We start from the raw sequence: 25,137 nt of genomic DNA, 5'->3' as shown, positions 1-25,137 counted from the left end.
AGCACCCCCGAGACCGCCACTTCCGGTCGAGACCGCCAGTTCCACCCGGCGATCTCGGCACGAAGTGGCGGTCTCGTTGGTGCAGGGTGGCCGTGGGGGCGCTGGGGGCGCTCTCAGGCCCCGGATGCCGCGGCGGCGGCGCTCGCCAGCAGACGCGGCTCGGGCTCGCCGGGCCACCGGCCGAGGAGCATGGCGCTCGTCCCCGCGATGGCCGCCGCCGAATCGGCCCGAGCGGCAGACGCCGCGTCGGCAGCAGAGAGCGCACCCTCGCCGGTCACCCGGCGCAGCACCTCGATCACCAGGTCGCCGGTGTGGATCAGCGTCGACTCGGTTCCCGTCTCGACGGTGACGATCGCCCACGGCCCTGCGTCCGCACCGCCGCCGTTCGCACCGCCGCCGTCCGCTCCGCCGCCGTCCACTCCACCGCCATTCGCCCCACCGCTGCCGAGCACCGCGCGCCCGCCCGTGCCCTCGACGAGCGTGTCGAGCGGTTTCGCCACCTCCTCGCCGTCGATCACCCAGTGCTGCTCGACGTGGCTTCCGCCGTTCAGGATGACTGCGGCGAGCACTGCCGCATAGACCGGGTCACCGCACGCGTCGTACACCCACCGCGTACCGAGCACCGAGTGCTCGACCTTTCCGATCAGTGAGGCGTCGGCACCGTCGAGCGGGGCCGCACGGTACGTCACCGGAACCTGCAGCACCGGCCCGGCGGCCTCCCCCTCCCCCGCCCGGAGAAGCATCGTCTCGATGCCCACCTCCCCGTCGGGGTCGTCGAACCGATAGGAACCGACCTGCACCAGGGGTGTCGCGTCGACATCCGAGCCGCCTGCAGGCCCGTCCGCAGCGCTGAACCACGGCTGCTCGGGCACCCACTCCTGCAGCAGCTCGAGTTTCGAGGGGGTCAGAACCGCTTTGTAGAGAAGAGCCATGACCCGATCGTAGGCCCGGGGGCGGGCCTGGGCTCAGGGTGCGCCGAGCTCGGCGAGCGACGGCGGGTTCGCTCCGGCCCGTGAGACCGTGATGCGCGCACTCTCGAGCGCCGTGCGCGCGATGGCCTCCACCTCGTGACCGTCGAGGTGCCCGGCCAGGATGCCGGGCACGAGCCCGTCGCGAAGGATCGCGTACAGCATTCCCGACATGAACGAATCGCCCGCTCCGATGGTGTCGACCACCTCGACCGGCTCGGCGGGCAGCGCCACGCGCACGCCGGGGGCCGCGAGCAGGCAGCCCTCCCCTCCCCGAGTCACTCCCACGAGCAGGCTCCCCGCGTCGAGAAAGCGCGACACGACCGTCTCGAGGTCGACACCGGGGTACAGCCACTCGGCGTCTTCATCGCTCAGCTTCACCACGTGCGCATCCGCTGCGAGTGCTTCGACATCCGCCACGACGGCAGCCCTGTCGGGTGTGATGCTCGGCCGCACGTTCGGGTCGTAACTGAGCAGCACGTCGCCTCGCGCCCGGGCATCCGCGAACAACCGTCGGATCTCGCCTGCCCCCGGGCGGAGCACCGACGCGATCGACCCGGTGTGGAGCACGCTCGTGCCGTCCGCGATCTCGCCGCGGTCGAGCTCCCACACGATGTCGAATTCGTAGCTGGCCCTGCCCTCGGCATCGAGGTGCGCCGTGGCGGTGGAAGTCGGGGCATCCAGAGCCGTCGCCTGCTCGAGCACCACGCCGGCCTGCTCGAGGTGCCGGATGATCGCCCGGCCGTGCTCGTCTGAGCCGACCTGTGCGCGGAAGGTCGTGGGCACGCCGAGCCGTGCGAGCCCGTAGGCGACATTCAGAGGGCTGCCACCCGGATGCACGACCGGGGCTGCGTCGTCTGGGGCATTTGCATCACCGTCCCGCACGACGATGTCGACGAGCGCCTCCCCGATGACCAGCACGGACGGGACCAGCACGGCGGGAACCAGCACGGCGGGGGCCAGCACGGACGGGGGCTGTGGGTCTTCGCTGGCGTTCACGCCACCATCCTAGACTGGGCGCGGGCACCGGCCACGGCCGGACGGACCCACGTGGTGCAGTCGAGGAAGCAGGCAACGATGACGTCGAGGGACACACTGGTCAGAGGGCTCTGGACCCTGTTCGAACCCATCCACGCCGTGACGTACTTCTCGGCGGAGTCCCGCGCAGCCTTCGCCGCCATCGGCCTCACGCGTTACTGGGACGGCTACTTCGCGGGCCGGTCCGCTCCGCTCGGCGCGGTGACCGCCGCCCCCGTCACCGCCCTGTTCAGCGGGTTCGCGCCCGCGCTCGTCGAGCGTGCGCTGCCCGCTGCGTGGTCGATCGCCTCGCCCGACGCGGTTCTGGATGCCCGGGCGGCAGGTGCGGCATCCACTCTCCGCACCCTGGTGCCCGACGAGGATGTCGCGGCCCGAGCCGCCACGGCCCTCGCCCCGATCGCGGCCGAAGTGGACACCATCGGGCGTCCGCTCGCCGCAGCGAACCGTGCCCTCCCCACCACGGGCGACCCGTACCGCGACCTCTGGCAGGCGACGGCGACCCTCCGCGAGCACCGCGGCGACGGTCACGTGCTCGCCCTCGTCACCGAGAACATCGCGGGCCTCACCACAATCGTTCTGCGGAGCGGTCTCGACCTCGACACCTCGTCGATGAAGCGGTCGCGCGGCTGGAGCGACGAGGAGTGGGATGACGAACAGTCCGACCTCGTCGACCGCGGGATGCTCGACTCCGACGGCCTCATCACTCCCGCCGGCCGTGACACGATCGACCGCGCCGAGCAGCTGACGAACCGCCTCGCAACCGCTCCCTGGTCTGGCCTCAGCGATGCCCGGCTCGCAGCGGTCGCGGCGGCGCTCGCCCCCCTCGCGAACGCCTGCGCACCGCTCTACCCGCAGCCGAACCCGATCGGCATGCCGACGCCCTGGGATGCGGCGGCCGACCCGGCGGGCGCGACGATCCTCGCGGGCCCCGCCTCGCGCTGACCCGGTTTGCGTTCGTGCCCCGTCACAAGGGGAGGAGACTGGGAGTATGAGTGAACCCGAAGCGGGACAGGGCCGTAGCAGCATCAGCGGCGGCGGCGGCCGGTACACCGGCGACACCCAGGGCGCGCGCGCCCCGCAGACTCGGAACACGCTCGGCATCGTCGCGCTGGTGGTGGGCGTGGTGGGCATCCTGTTCAACGTGCTCTTCACACTTGTGCAGGCTGTCGTCGTCGGGCAGGGGATGTATGAACTGCTGGCCACGTTCGGAGTCGCCCACTCCGTGCTTGCCATCGTCATCGCGCTGGCGACCATCGCGCTCGGCATCGTGGCACTGCTCCGCCCCGGCGCGCCCCGCGGTGCGGCGGGCGCAGGCACAGCCCTCGGCGCGGCCAGCCTGGTCACCGTGCTGACGGGCTTCCTCTACTCCGGCGTCATCGCGGCCACCGGCTTCTGACCCCTCGCCCTCCCGCGCGCGGCGGTCTCAGTCGTCTGCTGGCGTCTCACCCCGGTCGGCTCTGCCGCTCGAGCCCAGCGGGTCGTCGTCGAGCTCCCTAGCGCCCGACCCCGCCGCGTTGTCACCGTCGTCGTCGCCGGAGCTCTCGGCGTTCGGTGTCGGGGACGCGACGAGGTCGGCATCCTGCGGAACGGAGAAGTCGTGGAACGGGTCGGACGCTGTTTCAGCCATGACCCAACGCTACCCGGGTGTTCAATGGAATACATGGCAGTCAAGTGGATCGCACAGGAATTCGGTGGACTCGACGTGTTCGAGGAGGTCGAGGCAGAGGTCGCCCCGCCCGGCAGGGGCGAGGTCACGATCGAGATCCGCGCTGCCGGCATGAACCCGGCCGACTACAAGCACGTCGCGTCGGGGAGCGACCGGGGCCTCCTACCCGTGCAGGTGGGATACGAGGTCTCCGGCGTGATCTCAGCCCTCGGACCCGACACCGAGATCGCCTCGGGCGGCGGCGCCGTGGGCGACGAAGTGCTCGCCTTCCGGGTCGCCGGCGGCTACGCCTCCGCACTCACCGTTCCGGCCGCCGATGTGTTCGCGAAACCGGCCTCCCTCAGCTTCCCCGAGGCCGCGAACCTCCTGCTCGCCGGTACCACCGCCGCCGAGATGCTCCACGTCACCCGGGTCACCGCGGGCGACACGATCCTGCTCCACGGAGCATCCGGAGCCGTCGGCGTGAGTGTGCTGCAACAGGCGGCACTCCTGGGGGCGAAGGTCGTCGGCACCGCCAGCGAGGGGAGCTTCGACGTCGTTCGGCGCTTCGGCGGGCATCCGGTGGCCTACGGCGGCGGTCTGGAGGAGCGCGTGCGGGCGGCGGCCCCCGGCGGGATCGCGGCCGCGCTCGACGCGGTGGGCACCGACGAGGCGGTCGACGTGTCGCTGGCGCTGGTGGATGATCGGCAGCGCATCGTGACCATCGCAGCGCCCGGCCGGGCCGAAGCCGATGGCATCCGGGCGATCGCCGGGGCGATGCCGGCCAGCGCGGCCTTCCGGAACGCCGCACGCGCACACCTGATCGATCTTGCGGGATCCGGCCGGCTCGTCGTGCCGATCGCTCGCACCTGGCCGCTCTCCGAAGCGCGCGACGCCCTCGAGTTCCTGAAGGGCCAGCACCCCGGCGGCAAACTCGCCCTCCTGCCCTGAATCCTGTTCGCCGGAGCTTCGCTGCGAAAAGCAAGCCCCTGCCGGTCGCGGGCCGTCTGGCATAGCGTGAGACCATGAGCGACACGAATATCGGCACTGACGGCACCATTCCCAACTCCGAGGACGGCCTCGCGGTGGGTCACGCTCCGGATGGTTCACACTTCAATCCTGAAGAGGAAGCCGGGCCCGCGACCACTCCCGCATCGACTGCAGGCGAGGAGTCGGGCAGCTACACGGACACCGAGGGAGACGACCGCGAGGACCGTCCGGCGGAGCACGACGGCACCTACACCGAGGTCGACGAGTAGGCCGGTCCTGCCGGGGTTTCCTCAAAAACTTCACCCTCTCTTAAGATGGGACAAGTTGTCTGGTTTCATCTGATCAAAGGCGGGGTGCTGGTATGGCAATCGACAAGAGTCGGGTGCTCGACACTCCACACATCACGGCGGTTCTCCGCGGTGACAATACTGGTGTGCTGCGAGTCGATGGAGCGGAGCAGCACATCGCTGCCGACTCGGCGGGCTCGGCACTCCAGGAGCTCGTCGGCCTCATCCAGGGTGAAGCCGAGAACCTCGGTCGCCCCGTGCGAGTCACGGTGACGGCGGAGACCGGTCGCAGCATCCTGCTCGCCGACGAAGACGGTTCGATCGAGGAGGAGAGTTTCGTGCCAGCTGAAGAGCTCGAGGCCTCCGGCGAGCGAACCGACACCGACGAGCCGAACAACGCCGACGCTGAGATCGGCGTGATGGCTGACGAGGGTGACGACGACACTGTCGAAGGTGACGACACCGTCGAAGGTGACGACGCCGCACACGCCGACGGCGACACGGACGCCGATGCGGACACGGATGCCCATGCGGACATCGCCACGGACGCCGCGGTCGAGGTCGACCAGCCAGTCACCGACGACATCGATCCCGACGCCGATGCCGACGTCACTGACTCCGACGCCGACATCACTTCCACACAGACCTCCGGCCCCGCAATCACAACCACAACCACAACCGCCGAAGACGCCGCAGAAGTTCCGGACGAGAGCGACGATCCAGTGCCCGCCGCACTTCCCCTGCCCGCATCCCTCCCGGTTCCCCTGCCAGCATCCGCCCGCCCCGCGCTGGCACTGTCACCCGAACGATCAGAGCCCCCCATGCCAACACCCTCCCGTACCACTGCCGCACCTGTCCGGGGTGCGCGCACGACCGACTCGGCCGAGCAGGCAAGACCGTCGAAGCAGTCCACGCCTTCCGGCTCAGGCCGGCAGAAGGATCTGCTCGATGCCCCCTCGTTCCTCGCCGTGGCGAAGGTCGACGAGCCTGCCGAGCAGGGCTTCAAGGGTTTCCTGAACCACCTGGGATTCCACTTCAAGCCCGGCCCCACCGAGCAGGCGCAGCGCAGCGACATCGAGGCGATCTCCCGTCATTTCCCGGCGCACCGCACCATCAGCGTGATCAACCGCAAGGGCGGGGCGAACAAGACCCCCACGGTCGCCAACCTCGCGGCAGCCTTCGCCCGGAGCGGCGGCGGCGGAGTGCTCGCCTGGGACAACAACGAGACCATGGGCACGCTCGGCTGGCGTACGGAACGCGGCGAGCACGACTCCACCGTTCTCGATGTTCTCGCCAATGCCGATGACCTTCTGGATGCCCGCGCCGAGTTCGGCCAGATGTCCCGCTTCGTGCACCACCAGCAGGCCGACAAGTTCGACGTGCTGCGATCAGACGAAGACCCCTCCGGCACCCACGAGATGACGGCCGAGGAGGTCGACATCGTGCACAGCATCGCGGCGAAGTACTATCGGCTCATCCTGATGGACTCCGGCAACAGCGACCGCGCCGAGAACTGGCTGCGGATGATCGACCACACCGACCAGCTCGTCGTGCCGACCACCACGATGGAGGATCGCGCCCAGGCCGCCCTTCTCACACTGCAGGCCGTGCAGAGCCGCAGCGAGAAGGCCGCGGAGCTGGCGAAGAACGCCGTCGTCGTCATCTCCGAGTGGCAGCCGAAGGAGCAGAACATCTCCGAGCGCATGGCCGACGACTTCCGTCCGTATGTGCGCGACGTCGTGATCGTGCCGTTCGATCCCGCGCTGAAGGCCGGTCGGATCCTGCACAGCTCGCTTCAGCCCGCCACTCGTCGAGCCTGGCTCGCGGCCGCAGCGGCCATCGCGAAGGGGCTCTAGCGCCTGCTCACCATCCGATGAGACTGCTGGTTTCAGAGGTGAATGACAATTGGAGAAAATCATGACCGGTTCGATGACCACCAACCCCTACGACCAGATCGCGGATGTTCCCACCTTCACCCTGACGAGCGCCGACGTTCTCGACGGCGAGAGACTGCCCACCCCCCAGGTGAGCGGGATCTTCGGCGCCGGCGGCTCCGACACGAGTCCCCAGCTCACCTGGTCGGGGTTCCCCGAGGGCACCAAGAGTTTCGCGATCACGGTGTACGACCCGCAGGCGCCCACTGGTGCCGGGTTCTGGCACTGGGCCGTCGTCGACGTCCCCGTCACCACCACATCCGTTCCGACGGGCGCTGGTGACGAGTCGGGCGCTTCGCTGCCTGCGGGGGCGTTCCAGTTGAAGAACGACGCTAGCCTCGCCCGCTTCCTCGGGGCCGCTCCGCCCGCCGGAAGCGGCAAGCACCACTACCACATCGGCGTTCACGCTCTCGACGTCGATACCCTCGGCATTGACGCTGGGGCAACACCCGCGTTCCTTGGTTTCACCATGTCGGGGCACACGCTGGCGCGTGCCGTGATCACGCCCTGGTGGGAGGCATAGGGGCCTCGCGCTCTCCTCAGCTGCGGGGCTCGTCGGCGTTTCCGAGCCGGCGGGTTCCCTTACCTTTGCGGGCTTACTGTCTGCTGAAAATTCCTTCCTGAGAGTTTTGGGTTTCGGCCTGCGGGTACCCTGATTTACTGAGGGAATGTCAGTGGTTGGTGTTTGACTGTTGGTATGAACCAGCCAGCCGCCTCCTTTGACATCGCTTCGGTGATGGGGTGGGTTTCGGATGCCCGGCAGCGGTTCGACGCGCTGCTGGCGTCGGGGGTTGGGGCTGCCGCGCCCTGCGGGCTTGCCGACGACGACGTCATGGCCGCTACCGCGGAGGTCGAGTCGTTGGGCCGGATCGTGGATGGCCTGCGTGTGCGGATGGCGGGGGAGGTGGCGGCTCTGTCTGCTGTCGAGTACGGCGATGAGGGGTTGTCGAAGTCTCAGGGGTTCCGGTCTGTTCAGTTGTTTCTCGAGACGGTGACGCAGGCGTCGAAGCGGACGGTTCAGGATCGCCTTCGGCTCGCCACCCGAACCCATACGACGATGTCTCTGGTCGGTCTGCCGAACCCGCCGCAGTTCCCCCGCGTCGCGGAGGCGTTGGCGCGGGGCGACATTGGGGTGGATGTCGCGGAGCGGATCACCACCCGCCTCACCGACGTGGCTTCTCGGGTCGGGTTCACGGAAGCGGTCGAAGAAGCCGAGGGCGGCCTGGTGTCGTACGCGCAGGATCGGGTCGGCGGGTTCGGATACTCCGTTCGGGAGGTCGATGATCTCGCGATCAGGTACCGGGAGCACCTCGACCCTGACGGTACGGAACCCCGCGACGCAGACCTGTTCGAACGCCGCTTCCTGACGTTGACGCCGCATTGTTCGGGGATGACCCGTGTCACGGGGATGCTGACAGGCTCGATGGCCGGGATCATCGGCGCAGCCCTGGAACCCTTCACGTCACCCCGGATCGTGTCCTTTCAGCCCGACCCGGCCACCAGCGACGGCAGCGGCGGCGAAGACGAAGACGGCGAAGACGGCGAAGACGGCGAAGACGGCGAAGACGGCGACGATGGTGGCGGTGTGCTGGGTGATGCTGTGACGGCGGATGTTCGGAGTGCGGGTCAGAAGCGCGCCGACGGACTGGTGCAACTGATCGAGCTGGGCGTGAGAGACCCAGCGGTGCCACGGTTGAATGGTGCGGCGCCGACCGTGAACCTGCACGCCACCCTCGAGGATGTGACCTCCGGGCGGGGTGTGGGCTGGATCGACGGGCTCACCGAACCCGTCCCGTACACGACCGTTGAAACGCTCCTGTGTCACGGGGATGTCATCACGACCCTGTTCGGTGAACACGGGCAGGTGATCCAGCACGGAAAGACCCGGCGCCTGTTCACCACCGCCCAGAACCGTGCCCTCGCCGCACGGGACGGCGGGTGCGTCTGGCCAGGCTGCAACGCACCCCCGTCCTGGTGCGAATCCCACCATGTCGACGGGTGGCTATCCCCGACCCACCCCGGCGGGCTGACGGACCTCGACAATGGGGCTCTGCTCTGCCACTTCCACCACACAAACGTCCACAAAGCCCGCTGGAAACTGACCATTCGTAATGGCACCCCCCACGTCATCCCACCCGCATCGCTCGACTGGAACCAAACACCCAGACCCTGCCAACAGAACCGGGCCAGACAGTTACCGCCCGGCCACCACCCACCAGGCCATGAAGTGGACGACCAATTGCGAGACGACCATTCCAGCGACACCGGGTAAAACGACGCCCTGAACCCGGCCATCACAGCCGACCACCCATGCGTCGTATCGTCGCCGACCATCGCGCACCACCGATCCAGCCACGCGCATCCAGAACCCGTCCATCCGACGGCAAGCCCGACGGGCGCGGCAGCCACAGCAGCAGCGCGACAGCAGCACGGCTGACCGCGGCGACCACCGGGAACCAGTAACGTTGACCGGAGACGCTGGCGTGCGCTGGCAGGAGAGCGGGTCGAGATGTTCGAGGCAGAGAACCTTCGCGACTGGATCGGCCAGCCGGTTGTCGATGAGGCCGGCGACAAGGTCGGGTCGCTGGAGAGCATCTACTTCGACACTGCCGCTGGCGTTCCGACGTTCGCTACTGTGCACGTCGGCATCCTCAGCGGGCAGAAGCTCGTCTTCGCACCCCTCGCGGGCGCGGTTGTCGCTCCCAAGTACCTCAAGGTGATGTTTCCGAAGAAGCTCATCAAGGATGCACCCTCCATCGCCACCGACGGCGAGCTCGAAGCCGCCGAGGAACCCGCTCTCTTCGCGCACTACGGCCTGACCTACCAGACCGGCTCCGGCGGAGAACGGCGTCTCGGCCGCCGCTGAGCCCCACCCGGAACGCTCAGGACTGGAGGCCCGGCCCGCCGGCCGTCGTCTGCGGGTCCGCGGCCCAGGCCACACCGAGGGCGAACAGCGTGGACACACCGTAGTGATCCATCGCTGCGGCGATCCGGCGTCGACCGGTCCGGGGGTTGATGCCCACCCGGCGTGAAGCGGTGTCGAGCGTGATTCCCTGCCGCATCAGCCGCAGCAGCGGGCTCCAGGCCGCATCCTCCCGTTCGGCCGGTTCGGCCTGTTGCCACAGCACTTCGAAGTAGGCCAAAGCGAGTGACGCTAAGGCGGAATTCCGCACCCCGATGGCGCCCGTGGGGCGCCCCTCACCCCACGCGAACGGAACCCCGACGTGGTCCCCATCCACCCAGAACCAGCTGGCGGGGGCATCCAGCAGGCGAAACTCGACGCCGGCGGGACGGTAGTGCGTCATCCGCTGCAGCACCAGTGGATCGTCGGCCGCCCGCGTCGGCATGATGACCCGCACGGAATCCTTCGCCGCCAATGCCCGGCCGAAGCGCTCAGCGCGATGCGGTTCACTCAACTCGAACTGGTCGACGTCCGGCAGCACACCGTTCAGGGTGCCGCTGCTGGGACGAGCGATGTCGTACCAGACATCCTCGCTGGCGTAACGGCCATGCCGGGTGATCACTGGCACCTGGTCGGTGGATGTCTCCCCCACCGACCAGTGCCGGAGCATCCCGGGCAGTTCGGCGACGATCCGCTCCAGTTCCGACAATGTCTCGCGTGAACTCCGACGGAGCTCTGCCGAGCGCTCCGCGACGACCTGGGCCGCCCAGAGTGCGGGATGGGAGTAGACGAGTCCGTCGCCCTCACCGCTCAGCAGTCCGCGGGCCCGGAGGTCGGCGACGGCTGCCCGAGCCTCGCCTTCCGGCAGATGGGACAGTGCGGCGAGTTCAGCGACCGTGGCCGGGCGGCCGCGGTAGATCACCGCGAGAAGCGTATCGTCCTGCATCCAGCAGCCCCCGGTCCCGGTCGGATGTGCGGGCGGTCACGATGCCCGTACTCCGTTCTGCTCATCCTGCCTGCCCACTGTGGCGTGCACAAACCGACGCCGCCGGTTGCGCTGCCGAGGCCCGTGATGCTACGGCCCGGGCAGGAACACCTTGCCCGGGTTCAGGAGGTTCTGCGGGTCGAACAGGGTCTTCAGCGAACGCTGGAGTTCGTACTGCACGTCACCGAGCTCGGCGCGGAGCCAGCGCCGTTTGAGCATCCCGATCCCGTGCTCACCGCTGATGGTTCCGCCGAGTTCGAGCACGCCGGCGATCATGGCATCGGCAGCGAGCCAGGCCTTCTCGGGCAACGCCCCGTCCGGCCCGATCTCCGAGTTCGGGATGCGCAGGTTGGCGTGGATGTTGCCGTCGCCGATGTGCGCGAGGATCGTGATGACAACGCCGAACCGTGCGCTCGTCGACTCGATGAGGCGCACCATCTCGACCAACCGGTGGCGCGGCACCGCGAAATCCTCATTGAGGGTGACCTCGGGGCGGGGCGCCTGGTCCTGCGAGGTCCAGCGACGAATGTCGAGCAGCTCCTCGGTGCGCCGGGGATCGTCGGTGACCTCGGTCTCGCCGCCGAAGCCCTCCAACACCTCGCGGAGCAGAGCGGCTTCGGCCGACCCGGCCAATCCATCGGTCTGCACCAGCAGCAGCCCCGCGCCTCTACGGCGGAAACTGCTCCCCCGCCATTCGTCGATGCGTGACAGGTGAACCCCATCGATGAGCTCGAGCATGCTCGGCCGCACCCCCGAGGCGAAGAGTCCGACGCTGGCCGCCGTCGCCTGTTCGACAGTCTCGAAGAACGCAGCGATCGTGTGCACCGCGCCGAGCGGCACCGGGAGCAGCCGGAGGGTCGCGCCGACGACGATGCCGAGCGTCCCCTCCGATCCGACGAACAACGCGGTCAGGTCGTATCCGCTGACACCCTTGATCGAGCGGTGGCCGGTGTGGATCAGCTCACCTCCGGCGAGCACCACGTCGAGCGCGAGAACCGAGTCGCGGGTGACGCCGTACTTCACACAGCAGAGCCCCCCGGCGTTGGTGGCGATGTTGCCTCCGATCGTGGAGAGGGCTGCGCTGGCCGGATCCGGTGCGTAGCGTAGCCCGACTGCCCGCGCGGCCGCGGACACGTGCGCCGTGATGACCCCCGGCTCGACAACGCAGAGCCCGCTCTCCGGGTCGATCTGCGTGATCGCGGTCAGCCTCTCGAGCGACAGGATGATCGCCCCCTCGGTCGCGGCGGCTCCGCCGGCGTATCCCGTGCCGGCGCCGCGCGCGATGACCGGCACCCCGAACTCGGAGGCGGCCCGGCACACCAGCTGCACGTCGGAGACGCTCTCTGCAACGACGACGGCGAAGGTGACATCGCCGGGGTCGTGGCCAGACCTGTCGCGGGCGTAGGCCAGCGTTTCGGCCGCGCCTGTCAGCACGACGGCCACCCCGTCTGTTCGGAGTCGCGTGACAGCAGCAGTGAGCGGGCCCGGTTCAGACACGTTCCCGTACCTCCTCGATCTCGCTGTATCCGGCATCGGTGACGGTGATGCGGAGTTTGGCAGAGATCTGTTCCTTCATCGACTCGACGTGGCTGATGAGGCCGATGGTGCGCCCGCCGGTGCGCAGGCTGTCGAGCGTGCTCATGGCGATCTCGAGGGTCTCCGCATCCAATGTGCCGAAGCCCTCGTCGACGAAGAGGGTGTCGAGCGAGATGCCGCCGGTCTGGTTCGACACCACTTCGGCGAGCCCGAGAGCCAGCGCCAGCGACGCCAGGAACGTCTCACCCCCGGAGAGCGAGTGCGTCGGCCTTGCTCTGCCGGTGTGCTCGTCGCGGATGCTCAGCCCGAGTCCCGCCTCGACGTTGCGATACTGCAGTGAGTCATCGAGTTCGAGGGAGTACCGGCTGCCCGTCATCGTCGTGAGCCGAGCATTGGCCGCCTGGATGATCTGCTCGAGCTCCGCCGCGAGAACATATGTCTCGAGGCGCATACGTTTGGTGTTCGACCCGCCACCGGCAACGAGTTCCGCGAGCTCGCGCACCCGGGCCTGCTCCTCGATGAGGCCGGCGGAGGCCTCGAAGAGCGTCTTCACCTCTTTCACGAGCCCCTCGAGTTGACGGTAGTCGGCAGCGAGAGTGCTGCGCACCGCATCGAACTCCGCGCGAGAAGCAGCCGCTGCTGTGCGCGCTTCAGCGGTGAGCGAGGTCTCGACCGGCGCCGCCGGCAGGCCGACGAGATCCGGATCGGCGAGCAGGGCCGTGGCCGCCGCGACACCGTCGGCGTGGTTCCGCACCCGCAGCTCCTCAGCGGAGAGCTTCGGCGGGGTGAGCCGCGCGCCGTCGGCGGCGGCGCTGTCGGCGAAGCCCAGCTCGGCGAGCTGCCGGGCTTCGGCAGCGACGGCGCGACTCCGACGTTCGAGTTGGGTCGCCGTCGCGGTGAGCGCGTCCTCCAGGGCACGGGCGGCTGCGAGCCGAGCCTCGATCTCGCGGGCGCGGTCAGCCACAGAGTCGAAGCCGCCGCGCACCTCCAACACCCGGAGCGAGATGAGGGCGTGGCTCGTCTCCGCAGCGGTGAAGGCGAGCTGGGCATCCGCCACCTCGTCGCGAAGGGTCCGGAGTGACATCTCGGCGGTCTCACGCTGACTCAGGATCTCTTCGCGCCGGATGGTGAGTTCGGCGACCTGCACCTCGGCTCGTTCGGCGACGGCCGCCCGCTCGCCAGCGACATCGAGTTCGGCCTGGAGTTCGGCCGAGGTTCTGCCACGCGCCGCAGCCCGTTCGTCGGCCAGGGCCCGGCCGAGGGCGCCGACCTGTTCGTCCGCTTCTGCGAGCGCTGCCTGGCAGACGGCTCGGTGCTCTTGCGCGCGATCCGTGTCGCCCTCGGTTACCGGCTTCGCGTCACTCCGTGCGGGTTCAGGATGCTCGGTCGAGCCGCAGACGGAACACGGCACACCCTCGGCCAGCTCGGCCGCGAGCTCGTAGGCGTGGCCAGCCAGACGCCGGGCCAGGAGGGTGTCGACGAGCCGGGCCGCCTCGAGGTGGGCCGTGCTCGCCGCCTTCTGTGCGAGCAGCGCTTCCGTCAGGGCAGCTCCCGATGCATCTGCCCGGCGGGCCGCCGACAGGGCGTCGCGAATGTCTCCCTGCTCAATCCGCAGGCCGGGCAGCCGGGCTGCTTCCAGCTTCGCCGTGGAGAGCGTCTCTTCGAGCTCGGACAGCACAGCGGGAACGTCGGCCAGCCCGGCCTCGACCGTGCTGAGATCGGCTGCCACGGCCGCTCGTCTCGCCGAATGCGCGGCGAGCTCCGTCTGGAGTCGCTGCAACCGCTTCTCGTCCTCCAGTGCTCCATCGAGCATCCCGCGCTGGGCGACGAGTTGCTCGACCGTCTCCCGGAGAGTCGTCGCGGTGGTGGGGGCCTCGTCCCCGTAGGGTTCCCACCGCTCTCGGGCGTCGGCCTCCGCGGCCAGCGCTTCGGCGAGGGACTCCTCCGCCCCGCGACGCGCCTCGATCTGCGGCCACACCTGGGCGGCACGGTTCGCTCGCTCGATGCGGGAGCGGAGGCCCTCGATCGCCGGAGTCGCCTCGAGCAGGGTGGCCAACGTGGCCGCGGCGGCATCGCGCTTCGTCTGGCGCCGCAGGACTTCGAGCTGCACGGTGTGGGCGCTGTCGGCCTGTTCGAAAGCGGCACGGGCGACCTCGGCACGCCGGTCGGCCTCGTCGCGCGCCGCCTCGACGTCTGCGAGCAGGGCACCGAACCACCCGAGCCCCGGATCGACCGGCACGATCCCCCGGTCTTCGTCAGCGCTGCCTACTGCGCTGCCGCCTTCTGCACTGCCGCCTACTGCACTGCTGCCTACTGCGCTGCTGCCTTCTGCGCTGCCGCCTACTGCACTGCTCTCGGTCACCGATCGGGCGATGCCTGCCGCCTGCGTCGCCCGCAGGTGGATGCTCTGCCGGGCATCCGCGACCTGCGACGTCAACGCGCGGCTCTGGTCTGCCAGCGCTTTCTCGAAGGCCTCGAATCGGGCGGTTCCGAAGAGCGTGCGGAGAAGCGCACGCCGCTCGTCGGTCTTCGCGAGCAGGAACTGCTGGAACCGGTTCTGCGCGAGCAGGATCACCTGCAGGAACTGGTCGACCCGGAGCGGAAGGATCTCGCTCAGGTAGCGCCCCACGTCAACGGGCTTCGCCGCGATGCCGCGCCAGTCGGAGTCGCCGGCCGGCTCCCCCGCCGCGCCTTCGTGCCTCACGCCCTCCTCCCGCACGAAGAGCCGCGCCTCGGGCGCCGCCGTTGTGAACCCGTCGCCCCGACGCTTCGGCCGCTTGTACTCGGGGCTTCTGAAGAGACGGTAGTCGGAGCCGCCGATGCTGAATTCGAGCTCGACGAAGGTCGGATCTGCGGGGCCCGCATGATCGCTCCGCAGCTGCGACTCACGCCCGTCGTACCGGGGGACCGAAGCGTAGAGCGCGAAGCAGATGGCGTCGAGGATGCTCGACTTGCCGGCGCCGGTTTTGCCGGTGATGAGGAAGATGCCGTCGTCGTCGAACTGTTCGAAGTCGACGTTCTGCTCGTCGCGGTAGGGCCCGAAGCCGGCGAGGCGGAGGTGCGTGATCTTCACTGCTGCACCTCTCTGCGCTGCGGCACCTCTCTCATTTCAGCGCCAGCCCGGCATCGATCGCGCCCAGCGTCTCGCTGACCAGGCGGGTCTCGAACTCGCTCGGCCCGGAACCGTTCCGCACGAACTCCACGAAGCCCGAGACGATCTGCTGGTCGGTCTTCTGGGTGAGACGTTCGGCGTAGGTCTGCAGCCCCGGGTCGTTGACGACGGAGGGCCGGTACTCGAGCGCCACACAGTGGGCGAACCGCTGCTGCAGCTTGCGCATCCCGTCGAGCGGTCGGGCCTGGTCGGTGACGATCGCCTTGATCCAGTGGTCTTCGAACGGCGCGAGGGACGGGTCGTCGAGGAGGTCGCTGAGCGTGCCGGTGATCTCCCGGAGGGGCCTCGGCACGGGAAAGTCGATCCAGCTCGTCGAGGCGAGGCCTGCGGCATCCAGTTCGACCAGCCAGCCGCCGCGCACCCGGGAACCCTCGCTGAACGAGTAGTGCAGTGGTGCACCCGAGTACCGCACCCGATCACTGAGCGTTTTGCGGGAGTGGATGTGGCCGAGCGCGACGTAGTCGGGCCCGTCGAAGACCGCGAGGGGGACGAGGTCGAGGCCACCCGAGGTGATGTCGCGTTCGACATCGGTGGCGCCCTCGTCTGCGGCCGGGGGCACCGAAAGCGAGGGAGCCTCCGCCACGTTCACCGCGAAACAGTGCGACAGCACGACCGAACGGCCACCCCGCACCGCGAGGTCGTCGCGGATGCGCCCCATCGCGAAGGCCAGCGCCTGCTGGTGCGAACGCAGCGTCTCGTCGGGATAGTGGTGGCGGATCAGGCTCGGTTCGAGGTACGGGATGCCGTAGAAGTGCACCGGCCCCGCTTCGTCGTCGAGCGTCACCGGAACGTCGAGGCGATCGTGCCGGGTGAGCACGTGCACGCCTGCCTCCGCCGCCCACTCGGCCTGGAAACCGAGTCGCGTGGCGGAGTCGTGGTTGCCGCTGCTGAGGATCACCGTCGCACCGGTCTGCCGGAGGGCCCGGAGGGTTCGGCTGAGAACGTCGTAGGCCTCGGCTGACGGTACCGCCGAGTCGAACACATCACCCGCGACGACAACGACATCGACACCCTGCTCCCGCACGGCACCGGCCATGGCGGCCGCCACGATCTCGAAGTGTTCGAGCGTCGGATGCGTGTGGAAGGTACGCCCGATGTGCCAGTCGGAGGTGTGCAGGATCTTCATAGGCCGCACGTTAGCCCCGGCCGCCGACAGTGACCGATCGGTCGGGGCTCTACGCGGCATCCGTCCAGTGTCTCACGGAGCCGCACGAGACCCCGAGCGACGCGGCGCTCCGGCCTTACAGCTCGACCTTCTCGTTCTCGCCGCCGTCGTACGGCGTGCCTGTGATCCTCGACTTCAGGAGACTGAAGACCGTCGCGACCCGGCCGCCCGGGGTGTCCCAGTACTCGGCGCTGTCGCTGACGACCTTGACCAGCGTCGCATTGGGGTCTTCGGGACCGTTCGGGAACCACGCATCGACAGCGGGGTTCCACAGTTCCTTCAGCTTCGCATCGTCGTCGACCTGCTCGGCGACGCCCGAGAGGGACACCCAGGTGTCACTCGAGCTGAACGAGACATTCACGACGGAATCGGCGGTGATCTCCGCGATCTCGTGAGAGTCGCGGGCGACGATGAACCAGAGGTCGCCGTCGAATTCGACGTCCTGCACGGTCAGCGGCCGGGCGACGAGCTTCCCATCGGCGGACCGGGTCGTCATCATGGCGAATCGGAAACCCGCGATGAGCTTCGCGACCTTCTCGACGCCGGATCCCGCGTCGGAGGTGCCTGAATCGGAGGTGTCTGAAGAGGTGGTGGTGTCAGTCATGTGCCTGCTCCTTCGCTGGTGGATGTTCCACCCTGTGGTGGACCCACTCTGCTCCGGATGCCCGGGGTCTCGGTACCCCTTGACGACAGCGCCCTCGGCAGCCGGGCATCCAGTTCGGCAAGGTCCACGTCGCGCACGGCACGCATGCGCGCCTCGCGGTGGGCCGCGTAGCCGGGGTCGGACGCGGGGAGCCCGCCCGCAGCATCCAACCGCACCTCGATCGCGTGGCTGAGCTCCGACCACGCCCACTGCCTCGACGAGTCGACCGCGGCGGGCACGAACTCGCCGTCGAGACGCAGACGGTCGAGCTTTGTGGAAAGGGCCGAGTAGACCACCCGGCGCTGCACCAGCAGGTGGTGGTCGCTGATCGTGGTCGACCTGCGGAAGCTCGGCGGGAACTCGGCCATCAGCCTCCGCATGTGGGCTGCGAGGGAAGCCTGTTCGAGCACCAGGGCACGGAGCTCTGCGTCGACGAACCGGGCGATCTGTTCCGGGTCGTACGGATCGCCCGACCTCAGCGCCCCGACGACGATGTGGTTCATCGTGGCCATCGTCAGGGCTGTGCGCGACAGGGAGACGCCCTCCTCGACGGCACGCTCGACCAGGGCCGCATCGACCGGGAATCTCAGGGCGCGCCGACGCGGCCCGGCAGGTTCACTGCGGCGTCGCCTCTTCCTCCTCGGCTCTGCCATCGTTCACCAGGACTGCAGGGCGCGGGTGCCGGGAGGCGCTTCAGGCGATGGCGGCCGGCTCCGCGAGCGGCTCCGGAAGCAGACGGAGCCCCGACCCGCTGTTCGCGACGGCCGTGAGCTGTTCGATCCAGTGGCGGTTGAGCCCGGTGTTCGTCGAGGCGTCGAGCACGAACTGCAGGGGGATGGCGGGATGCAGCCAGATGGTGTGGCTCCGGCCCGTCGCCTCGTCGTCCCACGACAGGGCGAACTTCTCGTCGCGGCGGAGCTTCGCCAGCACGACGACGCGGAGGTGCAGGAGAGCGCGGTCATCGAAGGGGATCTCGACTCCCGGCGCACCGTAGATGAGGCTTCCCATGATTCAGTCCTGACTGGAGCGCGCGGGGTCTCGGCGACTCGTACCCCGATCCTAATCGCTCAGCACTCCAGCCTGCCTCAGTTCGAGGGCAGACAGTGCACCTATCGTGGGAGGGTGGCCCGCGCGCCAGGCGGCAACAGGATCCGGAGCCAGTGCGAGCAGCGCCTCGGGCCGTGAACCCACAAGGGCCCGGAGAGCCAGAAGTTCCCGCCCGGCGGCCGTCTGGCTGAGCAGCCGCGAGTGGGCGGCCCGCCGCACGAATCGGATTCGCGGGCGGAGCCAGAGCAGCAGGATGGCGACGATCGGCACCACCGCGACGACGATTCCGACGACGAGCGAGGCCTGGCCGATGAGCTGCTGCTGGCGCTGCCCGGCATCGGCGAGCATCGTTCCCGCGTCACCGGCCGAACGGAACGGAGAGCTCGCGCCGGGGCCGATCAGAGGGATCCCGCCCAGCGAATCGGCCGCATCGGTCATTGTTCCGCTGAGCCACGTGCCCGCATCCTCGATCCCGCGCCCGAGTGACGCCAACGAGTTCAGCAGGACGCCGGCCAGCACGCCGAGCACGACGAAGGAGATGATCGAGACCACCGCTGAGGCGTCGGCGACCAGTTGCAGGGCACGCCGACGGGGCTGGGCCGAGTACAGCAGCTTCATACCTGCACGCTACGTGCGACAACAGGCAGCCGCGAGGGCTTGCCCTCCGCCCCGGAGGGCTGTCAAGGTGCCGCGGAACGCCCTGTCGACAACTCGACTATCCGAGTATGGTGCTGCCATGACAGATCACAGCGATTCTCCCGTGGAATATCCCGACAGCGCCGGCTACCCCGACGGCGAGGGAATTGTCGGCAACGGTCCGACGACCGACGCACCGCCCTCAGGGGTCGACGCCAGCCTGGCCGACGAGCCGGAGAGCGAGGAGACGCTCGACGGCGAGGTGCCGACCGACGAGGAGGACACGGAGGTCAACGACGGCTGAGCGCCCGCACGGCTGAGCGCATGCCGGTCTGACAGCGCCCAGGGTCCAGCACCGCGGTCCTCCCGCTCCTCGCGATCCTCGCGCTTAGGCGAGGTTAGGTTAGCATTACCTAACCATGCACTCAGCGCCTCGCACATCCCGCATCCGCCCACTCGTCTCCGCTGTTCTGGGCGCGCTCCTCACCGTGGCCGTGCTGGCCGGATGCTCGGGGTCCGGCGCCTCGACGGGGGCCGGTGGCGCCGCCACACCGCGTCTCGCCGATGTGGCGGCCGTCACCGATCCGAAGGCGTGGGACGGCGCGAGCACCGCCCGCATCTCCCCCGTGCCCGTCGAGCCGGTGACCGACGGGCAACAGCAGCTGCCGGCATCCCTCGTCGACGCGCAGGGCACCCCGTTGACCGTGACCGACACGTCACGCATCCTCGCGCTCGACATCTACGGTTCCCTCTCCCGCATCGTCTTCGATCTCGGGTTCGGCGACACCGTCATCGGTCGGGACGTGTCGAGCGGATTCCCCGAGATCGCCGACCGGCCCCTCGTCACCCAGAACGGGCACGACCTGAACGCCGAAGCGATCCTCGCGCTCGCACCGACGCTCATCATCACCGACACGAGCCTCGGCCCGTGGGACACCGTGCTGCAGATGCGGGACGCCGGCGTGACCGTCGTCATCGTCGACTCGAAACGGTCGCTGGCGACGGTCGGTTCACTGACCACACAGGTCTCGGATGCCCTGGGCGTGCCCGCACGCGGCGCCGTCCTCGCGGCACGCACCTCCCAGTCGATCGACGCCGCCGTCCGGGCGATCGCCGCCATCGCGCCCGCAGACCCGGCCGAGAAGCTCCGCATCGTGTTCCTCTACGTGCGCGGCCAGGCCGGCGTGTACTACCTGTTCGGCGAAGGCTCGGGGGCCGACGACCTCGTGGGTGCGGTGGGCGGCATCGACGTCTCGAGCGAGATCGGCTGGTCGGGAATGCGTCCCCTCACCGACGAGGGGCTCGTGGCCGCCGCGCCCGACCTCGTTCTGATGATGACCGGCGGGCTGGAATCCGTGAACGGGGTCGATGGTCTGCTCGAGGCCGTTCCCGCTCTGCAGCAGACCCCCGCGGGCCAGCACAAACGGGTCGTCGACATGGCCGACTCCCAGATTCTGAGCTTCGGGCCCGACACCGCGAGCGTGCTCGAGGCGCTCGCCGTGGCGATCTATGCGCCGCAGGATGTCGCGGGATGACCGCGCTCGAGACGAAGCCACCGGCTTTGCAGGCTTTAGAGGCGGCCGCGCCCCACCCCACCCGCCGACCGAACGCCCGGCACCGGCATCCTGCGGCCCGGCGGCACCTCGTCGCGGGCGGGCTGCTCGTTGCGCTCGTGGTGTTGGCGATCGTCTCGGCGGGGCTCGGCCAGCTGCCGGTTCCCGTGCCCGAGATCGCGGGGTCGCTCGCGATCCACCTGAACGAGGTGCTGGCCGGTGTGGGGATCGACTGGCTTCGGGTTCCGGTGCTGGCCACCCCGCAGCATCCGAATGCCGATGCCACACTCTGGGCGATCCGGTTCCCGCGCATTGTCATGGCGATCGTGGTCGGCGCGGCTCTCGCGGTGGGCGGCGTGGTGATGCAGGGCATCTTCCGGAACCCGCTCGCCGAACCCGGCGTGGTGGGCGTCTCGGCCGGCGCTGCCCTCGGGGCAAGTGCGGTCATCGTGCTCGGTTTCACCTTTCTCGGCACCCTCACCGCACCGGTCTTCGCGTTCGTGGGCGGTCTCGCCGCCACCTTCCTCGTGTACTTCACGGCCCGCTCCGGCCGACGCACCGAGGTCGTCACGCTGATGCTGACCGGCATCGCGGTGAATGCGGTCGCGGGCGCCGGCATCGCCTTCATGACCTTCGCCGCGACCACTCAACAGCGCGAGCAGATCGTCTTCTGGCAGCTCGGCTCGCTGAACGGCAGCCGCTGGCAGGATGTCTGGATCGTCATCCCGATCACGCTCGCCGGCATCGCGGGGTCGATGCTGCTCGCCCGGAACCTCGACCTGCTCGCACTCGGGGAACGCCAGGCGCAGCACCTCGGGGTGCCGGTGGAGGCGACACGCATCGCGGCGATCGTGCTCATCGCCGTGCTCACCGCCGGGGCCGTGGCGCTCTGCGGGATCGTCGCGTTCGTCGGCCTCGTCGTGCCCCACCTGATGCGCATGGCCGTCGGGCCGGGGCACCGGGCGCTCATCCCGCTCAGCGCCCTGGGCGGCGGGCTGCTGCTGCTCGCGGCCGATCTCGTGGCGCGCACCGCCGTGCCGTACGCCGACCTGCCACTCGGAATGCTCACAGCCCTCGTCGGCGGGCCCTTCTTCTTCTGGCTGATCCGGCGCACGCGGCGCCGTTCGGGCGGGTGGGCCTGATGGGGGCGCGTTCTGAGGGCACTGCACAGGCGCCGCGCCTCGAGGTTCTGGATGCCTCCCTCAACTTCGACGCGGTGCCGGTGCTCTCGGGCATCCGTCTCACCGTGTCGCCGGGTGAGCTCGTGGCGCTGGTCGGGCCGAACGGTGCCGGCAAGTCGACTCTGCTGCACGTGCTCGCCGGGGATCTCACCCCCGACACCGGCCACGTCGAGGTCGATGGGCGGGTGATGCGCTCGTGGCGACCGGCGGAGCTCGCACAGGTGCGCGCCGTGCTCACCCAGGCGAATGAGGTGTCGTTCTCGTTCTCCGTCGCCGAGGTGGTCGCGATGGGGCTCGCGCCGTGGATCGGCCTCAGCGAGCACGAGGAGGAGGCGCGCATCTCGGCAGCACTCGGCGACGCGGAACTCAGCCACCTCGCCGCGCGACGGCTGCCCGAGCTCTCCGGCGGGGAACGCGCCCGCGTGGCCTACTCCCGGGTGCGGGCACAGGGCTGCGAGATCGTGCTGCTCGACGAGCCGACGGCGAGCCTCGACATCCGGCACCAGGAGCGGCTGCTCGGCCAGCTGCGCTCGCACGCCGACGCGGGCGGATGCGCGGTGATAGTGCTGCACGACCTCAACCTCGCCGCGGCCTATGCGCACCGCATCGTGGTGCTCGACGGCGGGCGGATCCGCGCAGACGGCCCCCCGGCGACCGCTCTGGATGCCGCACTTCTCAGCGACGTCTACCGGCACCCAATCGGGGTCGAGCGGCATCCCGCGTCGGGGGCGCTGCTCGTGCATCCGGTGCGGAGAGCTGCCCCCGCTCCCCCTCCCTCGCCACCCGTACCCCACCAGGAGAGTGCCGCTCGTGCATGACACCGGATCTGCCGACAGCCACCGTGCGGGTAGCCGCCGACGCGGGCGCGCCCTGCTGCACTCTGCTCCCGCACTCGCGCTCGCGCTCACCATCCTCGCCACCGTCGGCTCGGTCGTCGCCGCGCCGGTCTCGCTGCCGGGAGCCTTCGCCGCCGGGTCTGTCAGCATCACGAACAGCGCGGGCGGCAGCACGGCCGACCCCGACTACGCGACGTCGATGACGGTCTCCGGCAGCGGATTCCAGTCGATCCAGGGCGGATTCGGCGGCATCTACGTGCTCTTCGGCTGGGTGGACTCGGGCTGGCAGCCGAGCACCGGCGGGGAGGTCGGGCGGGACTACCGCTACGTTCCGGACTCGGAGGCCAAGGACAACGCCGGCTTCCAGCGCTTCGTCGCGTTCCCGGGCAGCGACACGGCCGAAGCCGCGAACGCGGTGATGGATGCCTCGGGCGGCTGGTCGACGGACTTCACGGTTCCTGGCGCGAGCTTCAACTCGGTCGACCGCACGGGCGCGATCTCGGTTGTCGACTGCCTGACGGTGCAGTGCGGCATCCTGACGATCGGTGCCCACGGGGTGAAGAATGCGAACAACGAGACGTTCACGCCGATCTCGTTCGCGGCGCCGGTGGCGGGCGGTGCGGGTGCGGGGGGTTCGGCGGCCGGCGGTGCGGCGGCGGCCGGTACGGCGGCGGGTGCTGGTGCTGCTGTGGCGGGTCCCGCAGCAGTCGCGGCCGGGACCGGCGCATCCGCCGCCCGGGTGGGCTACACCTCGGGCACGGCCGTCGCGGGCAACGCGCTGAGCTTCACCGGGCAGGGCTTCACCCCGGGTGAGCAGGTGGTCGCCACGTTCGACAACGGCGCTGCAGCGGTCGGGCCGCTCACGGCGGGTGCGGCGGGCGAGGTTGCCGCAGTGCTGACGATCCCGGCCGACGTTCGGGCCGGAACCCACGTGCTCAGCCTCTCCGGTGCCGCCTCCGGGGCGCTGGCCGAGTCGGAGGTGACGGTGGCCGCAGCCCCGGATGCCCGCGCCTTCCCGGCCACGTCCGCGATTACTGCCGAGGCACCGCCCGCGTGGCCGTATCTGCTGCTCGCGGTGGCGATCCTGGCCGCGCTGGTGCTGCTCGTGGTGAGTCTCGTCACCGCCCTCGTGCGCGCCGGGCGCCACCGTCGGGTGCGCCGTGCCGCGCGCGAGGCGGTTGCCGTCGGCGGCACGAGTGACGCGGGAATGTCTTCGAGCCCGTCTGCGGGTGGCCACACCGCCGACCGGGTCGGCCGATGAGGGCGGCGCGCGTGGGGCGGGCATCCGCTGCCGTCGCGGCGGTGCTCGGCGGCATCGTGCTGCTGGGCATCCTCGGGCCTGCGGGAGCCGCCCGGGCCGACGACGACGTTCCGATCACCGTGACCGTGCCGACGGGCGCGCCGGAGCAGGGTGACGGCAGCATCACGAATGCCGAGCTGCGCTGGGGACTCAGCCGGGAGGCCTCGAGCGGCGCGTATGCCGGGGGATGCAACTTTCTGTCCGCGGGGATCGCGGGCGACGCCGGCAGCTCCCGGGTCTGGACCGAGGCCGACGGGCTGTACTCCGCCCAGAGCGGTGAGGTCACGATCGAGAAGGCCACGGCATCCGGAGGCTGGCAGACGGCAGACTTCTCGAACAAGTGCGTTTCACCCGACGGGTCCGCCGTCACGGTCTCGTCGCTCACATCGTCGACGCAGAGCCAGGTCGTCATCGACGGCGGAACCGGCAGCGTGTCCGCCGCGGGCGGGCTGCAGCTGGCCTGGCGGGGATCGTTCACGGTCGCGTTCTACGGCGGCATGACGTACTGGAGCGCGACGGATCCCACGCTCGCCCTCGACGCCTCCGGCACGGGCCGGCTGACCGCGACCCTGAGCGGCTACGGGGCGAGCCGGGACGACCCCGGCACGTGGCTGCCAGTCGGCGCCCAGACCGTCGTTCTCGCAGAGTTCCGGAACGTCAGCCTGGCGAACGCGGGCGGTTTCGGCTCGATTCCCGAATACCTCGGGGTGGCGAACCCATCCGGCGGCCAGGCCCCCCAGTCGGCGGAGAACGCCGCCTTCTGGGGGGCGTTCCCCCCCGAGTTCCTGTCGTTCCAGGAGCTGACCGGCCAGTCCGGCTACTGGCAGACGACCGGCGGGGCGCGAGACGCGGCGAAGCCGGCGACGCTGCTGCTGGTGAACTACGACGCGGATGCGCCGGCCCTCGTTCCGACGGTGGACGGCGCCGCACCCGGCGGCGCCGCGCCCACGAACACGCTGAACACCCGGCCGCCCGCTGCCGCTGCCCCGGCTGCGGGCACCGCCGCGGGCGCGTCGGGCGCCGCGGCCGCCGGGGCGGCAGTCCTGCCGATCATCGCCATGCGCGACAGCGGCGGGCTCGTGCCCGAGGTCACCGCCGAGGGAGCATCGCCCCTGCTCCTCCCCCTGCTCGGCACGGCGCTGGCACTCCTCGTGTCGGTGCTCGCGGCGCTGCACCTGTCCGGCCGGCTGCCGCTCCCCCGGCGGCGCGCCGCCCGCTGACGCGTCACCCTCCCGCACGGAGTGGCCGGCGAATGGGCGAGCCTCGGCGAGCGCGACCCGCTCTGCGGGACCGTCTTCGCTCAAGCTCGCCAAACTGAG

The 25,137-nt window shown here is 69.8% G+C and carries 25 protein-coding genes; 14 read left to right on the top strand and 11 right to left on the bottom strand.

Features of this window, described 5'->3' with window-relative positions:
* Positions 1–113: 113 nt before the first annotated feature.
* Together B7R21_RS20005 and B7R21_RS05160 are read right to left on the bottom strand one after the other, a co-directional pair.
* A complete protein-coding gene (locus B7R21_RS20005; protein WP_172592058.1) occupies positions 114–932 on the bottom strand; it encodes a CG0192-related protein in 819 nt (272 codons plus the stop codon).
* A 33-nt stretch (positions 933–965) separates the two neighbouring features.
* Positions 966–1,967 (bottom strand): carbohydrate kinase family protein, encoded by a 1,002-nt coding sequence (locus tag B7R21_RS05160; protein ID WP_253259645.1) that lies wholly within the window; start codon positions 1,965–1,967, stop codon positions 966–968.
* A 78-nt stretch (positions 1,968–2,045) separates the two neighbouring features.
* Between B7R21_RS05160 and B7R21_RS05155 the strand changes: the two genes are divergently transcribed.
* The gene (locus B7R21_RS05155; protein ID WP_116282166.1) at positions 2,046–2,948 is read left to right on the top strand and encodes an SCO6745 family protein; all 903 of its coding nucleotides are present in this window, start codon (positions 2,046–2,048) and stop codon (positions 2,946–2,948) included.
* A 46-nt stretch (positions 2,949–2,994) separates the two neighbouring features.
* The gene (locus B7R21_RS05150) at positions 2,995–3,402 is read left to right on the top strand and encodes a hypothetical protein (RefSeq protein WP_116282165.1); all 408 of its coding nucleotides are present in this window, start codon (positions 2,995–2,997) and stop codon (positions 3,400–3,402) included.
* A 27-nt stretch (positions 3,403–3,429) separates the two neighbouring features.
* Here the strand turns inward: B7R21_RS05150 and B7R21_RS05145 are convergent, their stop codons facing one another.
* Positions 3,430–3,633: a hypothetical protein gene (locus B7R21_RS05145; protein ID WP_116282164.1), complete on the bottom strand. Its 204-nt coding sequence runs from the start codon at positions 3,631–3,633 to the stop codon at positions 3,430–3,432.
* A 33-nt stretch (positions 3,634–3,666) separates the two neighbouring features.
* On the opposite strand from B7R21_RS05145, the gene B7R21_RS05140 reads away from it, so the two are divergent.
* The 6 genes from B7R21_RS05140 (at position 3,667) to B7R21_RS05115 (ending at position 9,728) form a co-directional block, all read left to right on the top strand.
* The gene (locus B7R21_RS05140) at positions 3,667–4,602 is read left to right on the top strand and encodes an NADP-dependent oxidoreductase (RefSeq protein WP_116282163.1); all 936 of its coding nucleotides are present in this window, start codon (positions 3,667–3,669) and stop codon (positions 4,600–4,602) included.
* A gap of 74 nt (positions 4,603–4,676) precedes the next feature.
* Positions 4,677–4,910 carry a hypothetical protein gene (locus tag B7R21_RS05135; RefSeq protein ID WP_116282162.1) on the top strand — a complete coding sequence of 78 codons (234 nt, stop codon included), beginning with the start codon at positions 4,677–4,679 and terminating at the stop codon, positions 4,908–4,910.
* A gap of 92 nt (positions 4,911–5,002) precedes the next feature.
* Entirely contained in the window at positions 5,003–6,784 is a 1,782-nt protein-coding gene (locus B7R21_RS05130; protein WP_116282161.1) for an AAA family ATPase, read from the top strand.
* A 61-nt stretch (positions 6,785–6,845) separates the two neighbouring features.
* The gene (locus B7R21_RS05125; RefSeq protein ID WP_253259644.1) at positions 6,846–7,385 is read left to right on the top strand and encodes a YbhB/YbcL family Raf kinase inhibitor-like protein; all 540 of its coding nucleotides are present in this window, start codon (positions 6,846–6,848) and stop codon (positions 7,383–7,385) included.
* A gap of 174 nt (positions 7,386–7,559) precedes the next feature.
* A complete protein-coding gene (locus B7R21_RS05120) occupies positions 7,560–9,134 on the top strand; it encodes an HNH endonuclease signature motif containing protein (protein ID WP_116282160.1) in 1,575 nt (524 codons plus the stop codon).
* A gap of 237 nt (positions 9,135–9,371) precedes the next feature.
* Positions 9,372–9,728 carry a PRC-barrel domain-containing protein gene (locus B7R21_RS05115; protein ID WP_116282159.1) on the top strand — a complete coding sequence of 119 codons (357 nt, stop codon included), beginning with the start codon at positions 9,372–9,374 and terminating at the stop codon, positions 9,726–9,728.
* Between the two features lie 16 nt (positions 9,729–9,744).
* Here the strand turns inward: B7R21_RS05115 and B7R21_RS05110 are convergent, their stop codons facing one another.
* From B7R21_RS05110 to B7R21_RS05075, 8 genes are all read right to left on the bottom strand, one after another.
* Entirely contained in the window at positions 9,745–10,710 is a 966-nt protein-coding gene (locus B7R21_RS05110) for a hypothetical protein (protein WP_116282158.1), read from the bottom strand.
* A 129-nt stretch (positions 10,711–10,839) separates the two neighbouring features.
* Complete coding sequence (locus B7R21_RS05105) at positions 10,840–12,246, bottom strand: FAD-binding oxidoreductase (RefSeq protein WP_253259643.1); 1,407 nt, start codon at positions 12,244–12,246, stop codon at positions 10,840–10,842.
* A complete protein-coding gene (locus B7R21_RS05100) occupies positions 12,239–15,358 on the bottom strand; it encodes an AAA family ATPase (protein ID WP_116282156.1) in 3,120 nt (1,039 codons plus the stop codon). Before B7R21_RS05100 ends, B7R21_RS05105 begins: the two co-directional genes overlap by 8 nt.
* Before the next feature lie 31 nt (positions 15,359–15,389).
* Complete coding sequence (locus tag B7R21_RS05095; protein ID WP_116282155.1) at positions 15,390–16,583, bottom strand: exonuclease SbcCD subunit D; 1,194 nt, start codon at positions 16,581–16,583, stop codon at positions 15,390–15,392.
* 115 nt (positions 16,584–16,698) lie between these two features.
* Positions 16,699–17,226 carry a pyridoxamine 5'-phosphate oxidase family protein gene (locus B7R21_RS05090; protein ID WP_116282154.1) on the bottom strand — a complete coding sequence of 176 codons (528 nt, stop codon included), beginning with the start codon at positions 17,224–17,226 and terminating at the stop codon, positions 16,699–16,701.
* Positions 17,223–17,918, bottom strand: a complete 696-nt coding sequence (locus B7R21_RS05085) for a hypothetical protein (protein WP_147305813.1) — start codon at positions 17,916–17,918, stop codon at positions 17,223–17,225. Before B7R21_RS05085 ends, B7R21_RS05090 begins: the two co-directional genes overlap by 4 nt.
* Positions 17,919–17,958: 40 nt before the next feature.
* Positions 17,959–18,273 (bottom strand): DUF7882 family protein, encoded by a 315-nt coding sequence (locus tag B7R21_RS05080; protein ID WP_116282152.1) that lies wholly within the window; start codon positions 18,271–18,273, stop codon positions 17,959–17,961.
* A gap of 51 nt (positions 18,274–18,324) precedes the next feature.
* Positions 18,325–18,930 carry a hypothetical protein gene (locus B7R21_RS05075; RefSeq protein ID WP_116282151.1) on the bottom strand — a complete coding sequence of 202 codons (606 nt, stop codon included), beginning with the start codon at positions 18,928–18,930 and terminating at the stop codon, positions 18,325–18,327.
* A gap of 118 nt (positions 18,931–19,048) precedes the next feature.
* On the opposite strand from B7R21_RS05075, the gene B7R21_RS05070 reads away from it, so the two are divergent.
* From B7R21_RS05070 to B7R21_RS05045, 6 genes are all read left to right on the top strand, one after another.
* A complete protein-coding gene (locus B7R21_RS05070; protein ID WP_116282150.1) occupies positions 19,049–19,252 on the top strand; it encodes a hypothetical protein in 204 nt (67 codons plus the stop codon).
* A 115-nt stretch (positions 19,253–19,367) separates the two neighbouring features.
* On the top strand, positions 19,368–20,483 hold the full coding sequence (locus tag B7R21_RS05065) for a heme/hemin ABC transporter substrate-binding protein (protein WP_116282149.1): 1,116 nt from the start codon (positions 19,368–19,370) through the stop codon (positions 20,481–20,483).
* Positions 20,480–21,643: a FecCD family ABC transporter permease gene (locus tag B7R21_RS05060; RefSeq protein ID WP_116282148.1), complete on the top strand. Its 1,164-nt coding sequence runs from the start codon at positions 20,480–20,482 to the stop codon at positions 21,641–21,643. Before B7R21_RS05065 ends, B7R21_RS05060 begins: the two co-directional genes overlap by 4 nt.
* Positions 21,643–22,500, top strand: coding sequence for a heme ABC transporter ATP-binding protein (locus B7R21_RS05055; RefSeq protein WP_116282147.1), 858 nt, complete (start codon positions 21,643–21,645; stop codon positions 22,498–22,500). The genes B7R21_RS05060 and B7R21_RS05055 overlap by 1 nt, the downstream gene beginning before the upstream one ends.
* Entirely contained in the window at positions 22,493–23,779 is a 1,287-nt protein-coding gene (locus tag B7R21_RS20000; RefSeq protein WP_172592057.1) for a hypothetical protein, read from the top strand. Before B7R21_RS05055 ends, B7R21_RS20000 begins: the two co-directional genes overlap by 8 nt.
* Entirely contained in the window at positions 23,776–25,038 is a 1,263-nt protein-coding gene (locus B7R21_RS05045; RefSeq protein WP_147305812.1) for a hypothetical protein, read from the top strand. Before B7R21_RS20000 ends, B7R21_RS05045 begins: the two co-directional genes overlap by 4 nt.
* Positions 25,039–25,137 lie beyond the last annotated feature (99 nt).

The organism is Subtercola boreus (assembly GCF_003399625.1).
In the GTDB taxonomy this organism is placed as follows: Bacteria; Actinomycetota; Actinomycetes; order Actinomycetales; family Microbacteriaceae; genus Subtercola; species Subtercola boreus_C.
The sequence above is the reverse complement of the archived record's forward strand: the minus strand, read 5'-3'. Positions and strand labels throughout refer to the sequence as shown.

What these genes read in the sequence shown, in the direction of transcription:
- B7R21_RS05145 (WP_116282164.1), bottom strand. Translation starts at nt 3,633, where the DNA reads ATGGCTGAAACAGCGTCCGACCCGTTCCACGACTTCTCCGTTCCGCAG.
- B7R21_RS05080 (WP_116282152.1), bottom strand. Translation starts at nt 18,273, where the DNA reads ATGGGAAGCCTCATCTACGGTGCGCCGGGAGTCGAGATCCCCTTCGAT.
- B7R21_RS05120 (WP_116282160.1), top strand. Translation starts at nt 7,560, where the DNA reads ATGAACCAGCCAGCCGCCTCCTTTGACATCGCTTCGGTGATGGGGTGG.
- B7R21_RS05115 (WP_116282159.1), top strand. Translation starts at nt 9,372, where the DNA reads ATGTTCGAGGCAGAGAACCTTCGCGACTGGATCGGCCAGCCGGTTGTC.
- B7R21_RS05130 (WP_116282161.1), top strand. Translation starts at nt 5,003, where the DNA reads ATGGCAATCGACAAGAGTCGGGTGCTCGACACTCCACACATCACGGCG.
- B7R21_RS05085 (WP_147305813.1), bottom strand. Translation starts at nt 17,918, where the DNA reads ATGGCAGAGCCGAGGAGGAAGAGGCGACGCCGCAGTGAACCTGCCGGG.
- B7R21_RS05055 (WP_116282147.1), top strand. Translation starts at nt 21,643, where the DNA reads ATGGGGGCGCGTTCTGAGGGCACTGCACAGGCGCCGCGCCTCGAGGTT.
- B7R21_RS05070 (WP_116282150.1), top strand. Translation starts at nt 19,049, where the DNA reads ATGACAGATCACAGCGATTCTCCCGTGGAATATCCCGACAGCGCCGGC.
- B7R21_RS05045 (WP_147305812.1), top strand. Translation starts at nt 23,776, where the DNA reads ATGAGGGCGGCGCGCGTGGGGCGGGCATCCGCTGCCGTCGCGGCGGTG.
- B7R21_RS05060 (WP_116282148.1), top strand. Translation starts at nt 20,480, where the DNA reads ATGACCGCGCTCGAGACGAAGCCACCGGCTTTGCAGGCTTTAGAGGCG.
- B7R21_RS05135 (WP_116282162.1), top strand. Translation starts at nt 4,677, where the DNA reads ATGAGCGACACGAATATCGGCACTGACGGCACCATTCCCAACTCCGAG.
- B7R21_RS05140 (WP_116282163.1), top strand. Translation starts at nt 3,667, where the DNA reads ATGGCAGTCAAGTGGATCGCACAGGAATTCGGTGGACTCGACGTGTTC.
- B7R21_RS05110 (WP_116282158.1), bottom strand. Translation starts at nt 10,710, where the DNA reads ATGCAGGACGATACGCTTCTCGCGGTGATCTACCGCGGCCGCCCGGCC.
- B7R21_RS05095 (WP_116282155.1), bottom strand. Translation starts at nt 16,583, where the DNA reads ATGAAGATCCTGCACACCTCCGACTGGCACATCGGGCGTACCTTCCAC.
- B7R21_RS05155 (WP_116282166.1), top strand. Translation starts at nt 2,046, where the DNA reads ATGACGTCGAGGGACACACTGGTCAGAGGGCTCTGGACCCTGTTCGAA.
- B7R21_RS05065 (WP_116282149.1), top strand. Translation starts at nt 19,368, where the DNA reads ATGCACTCAGCGCCTCGCACATCCCGCATCCGCCCACTCGTCTCCGCT.
- B7R21_RS05125 (WP_253259644.1), top strand. Translation starts at nt 6,846, where the DNA reads ATGACCGGTTCGATGACCACCAACCCCTACGACCAGATCGCGGATGTT.
- B7R21_RS05150 (WP_116282165.1), top strand. Translation starts at nt 2,995, where the DNA reads ATGAGTGAACCCGAAGCGGGACAGGGCCGTAGCAGCATCAGCGGCGGC.
- B7R21_RS20005 (WP_172592058.1), bottom strand. Translation starts at nt 932, where the DNA reads ATGGCTCTTCTCTACAAAGCGGTTCTGACCCCCTCGAAACTCGAGCTG.
- B7R21_RS05090 (WP_116282154.1), bottom strand. Translation starts at nt 17,226, where the DNA reads ATGACTGACACCACCACCTCTTCAGACACCTCCGATTCAGGCACCTCC.
- B7R21_RS05075 (WP_116282151.1), bottom strand. Translation starts at nt 18,930, where the DNA reads ATGAAGCTGCTGTACTCGGCCCAGCCCCGTCGGCGTGCCCTGCAACTG.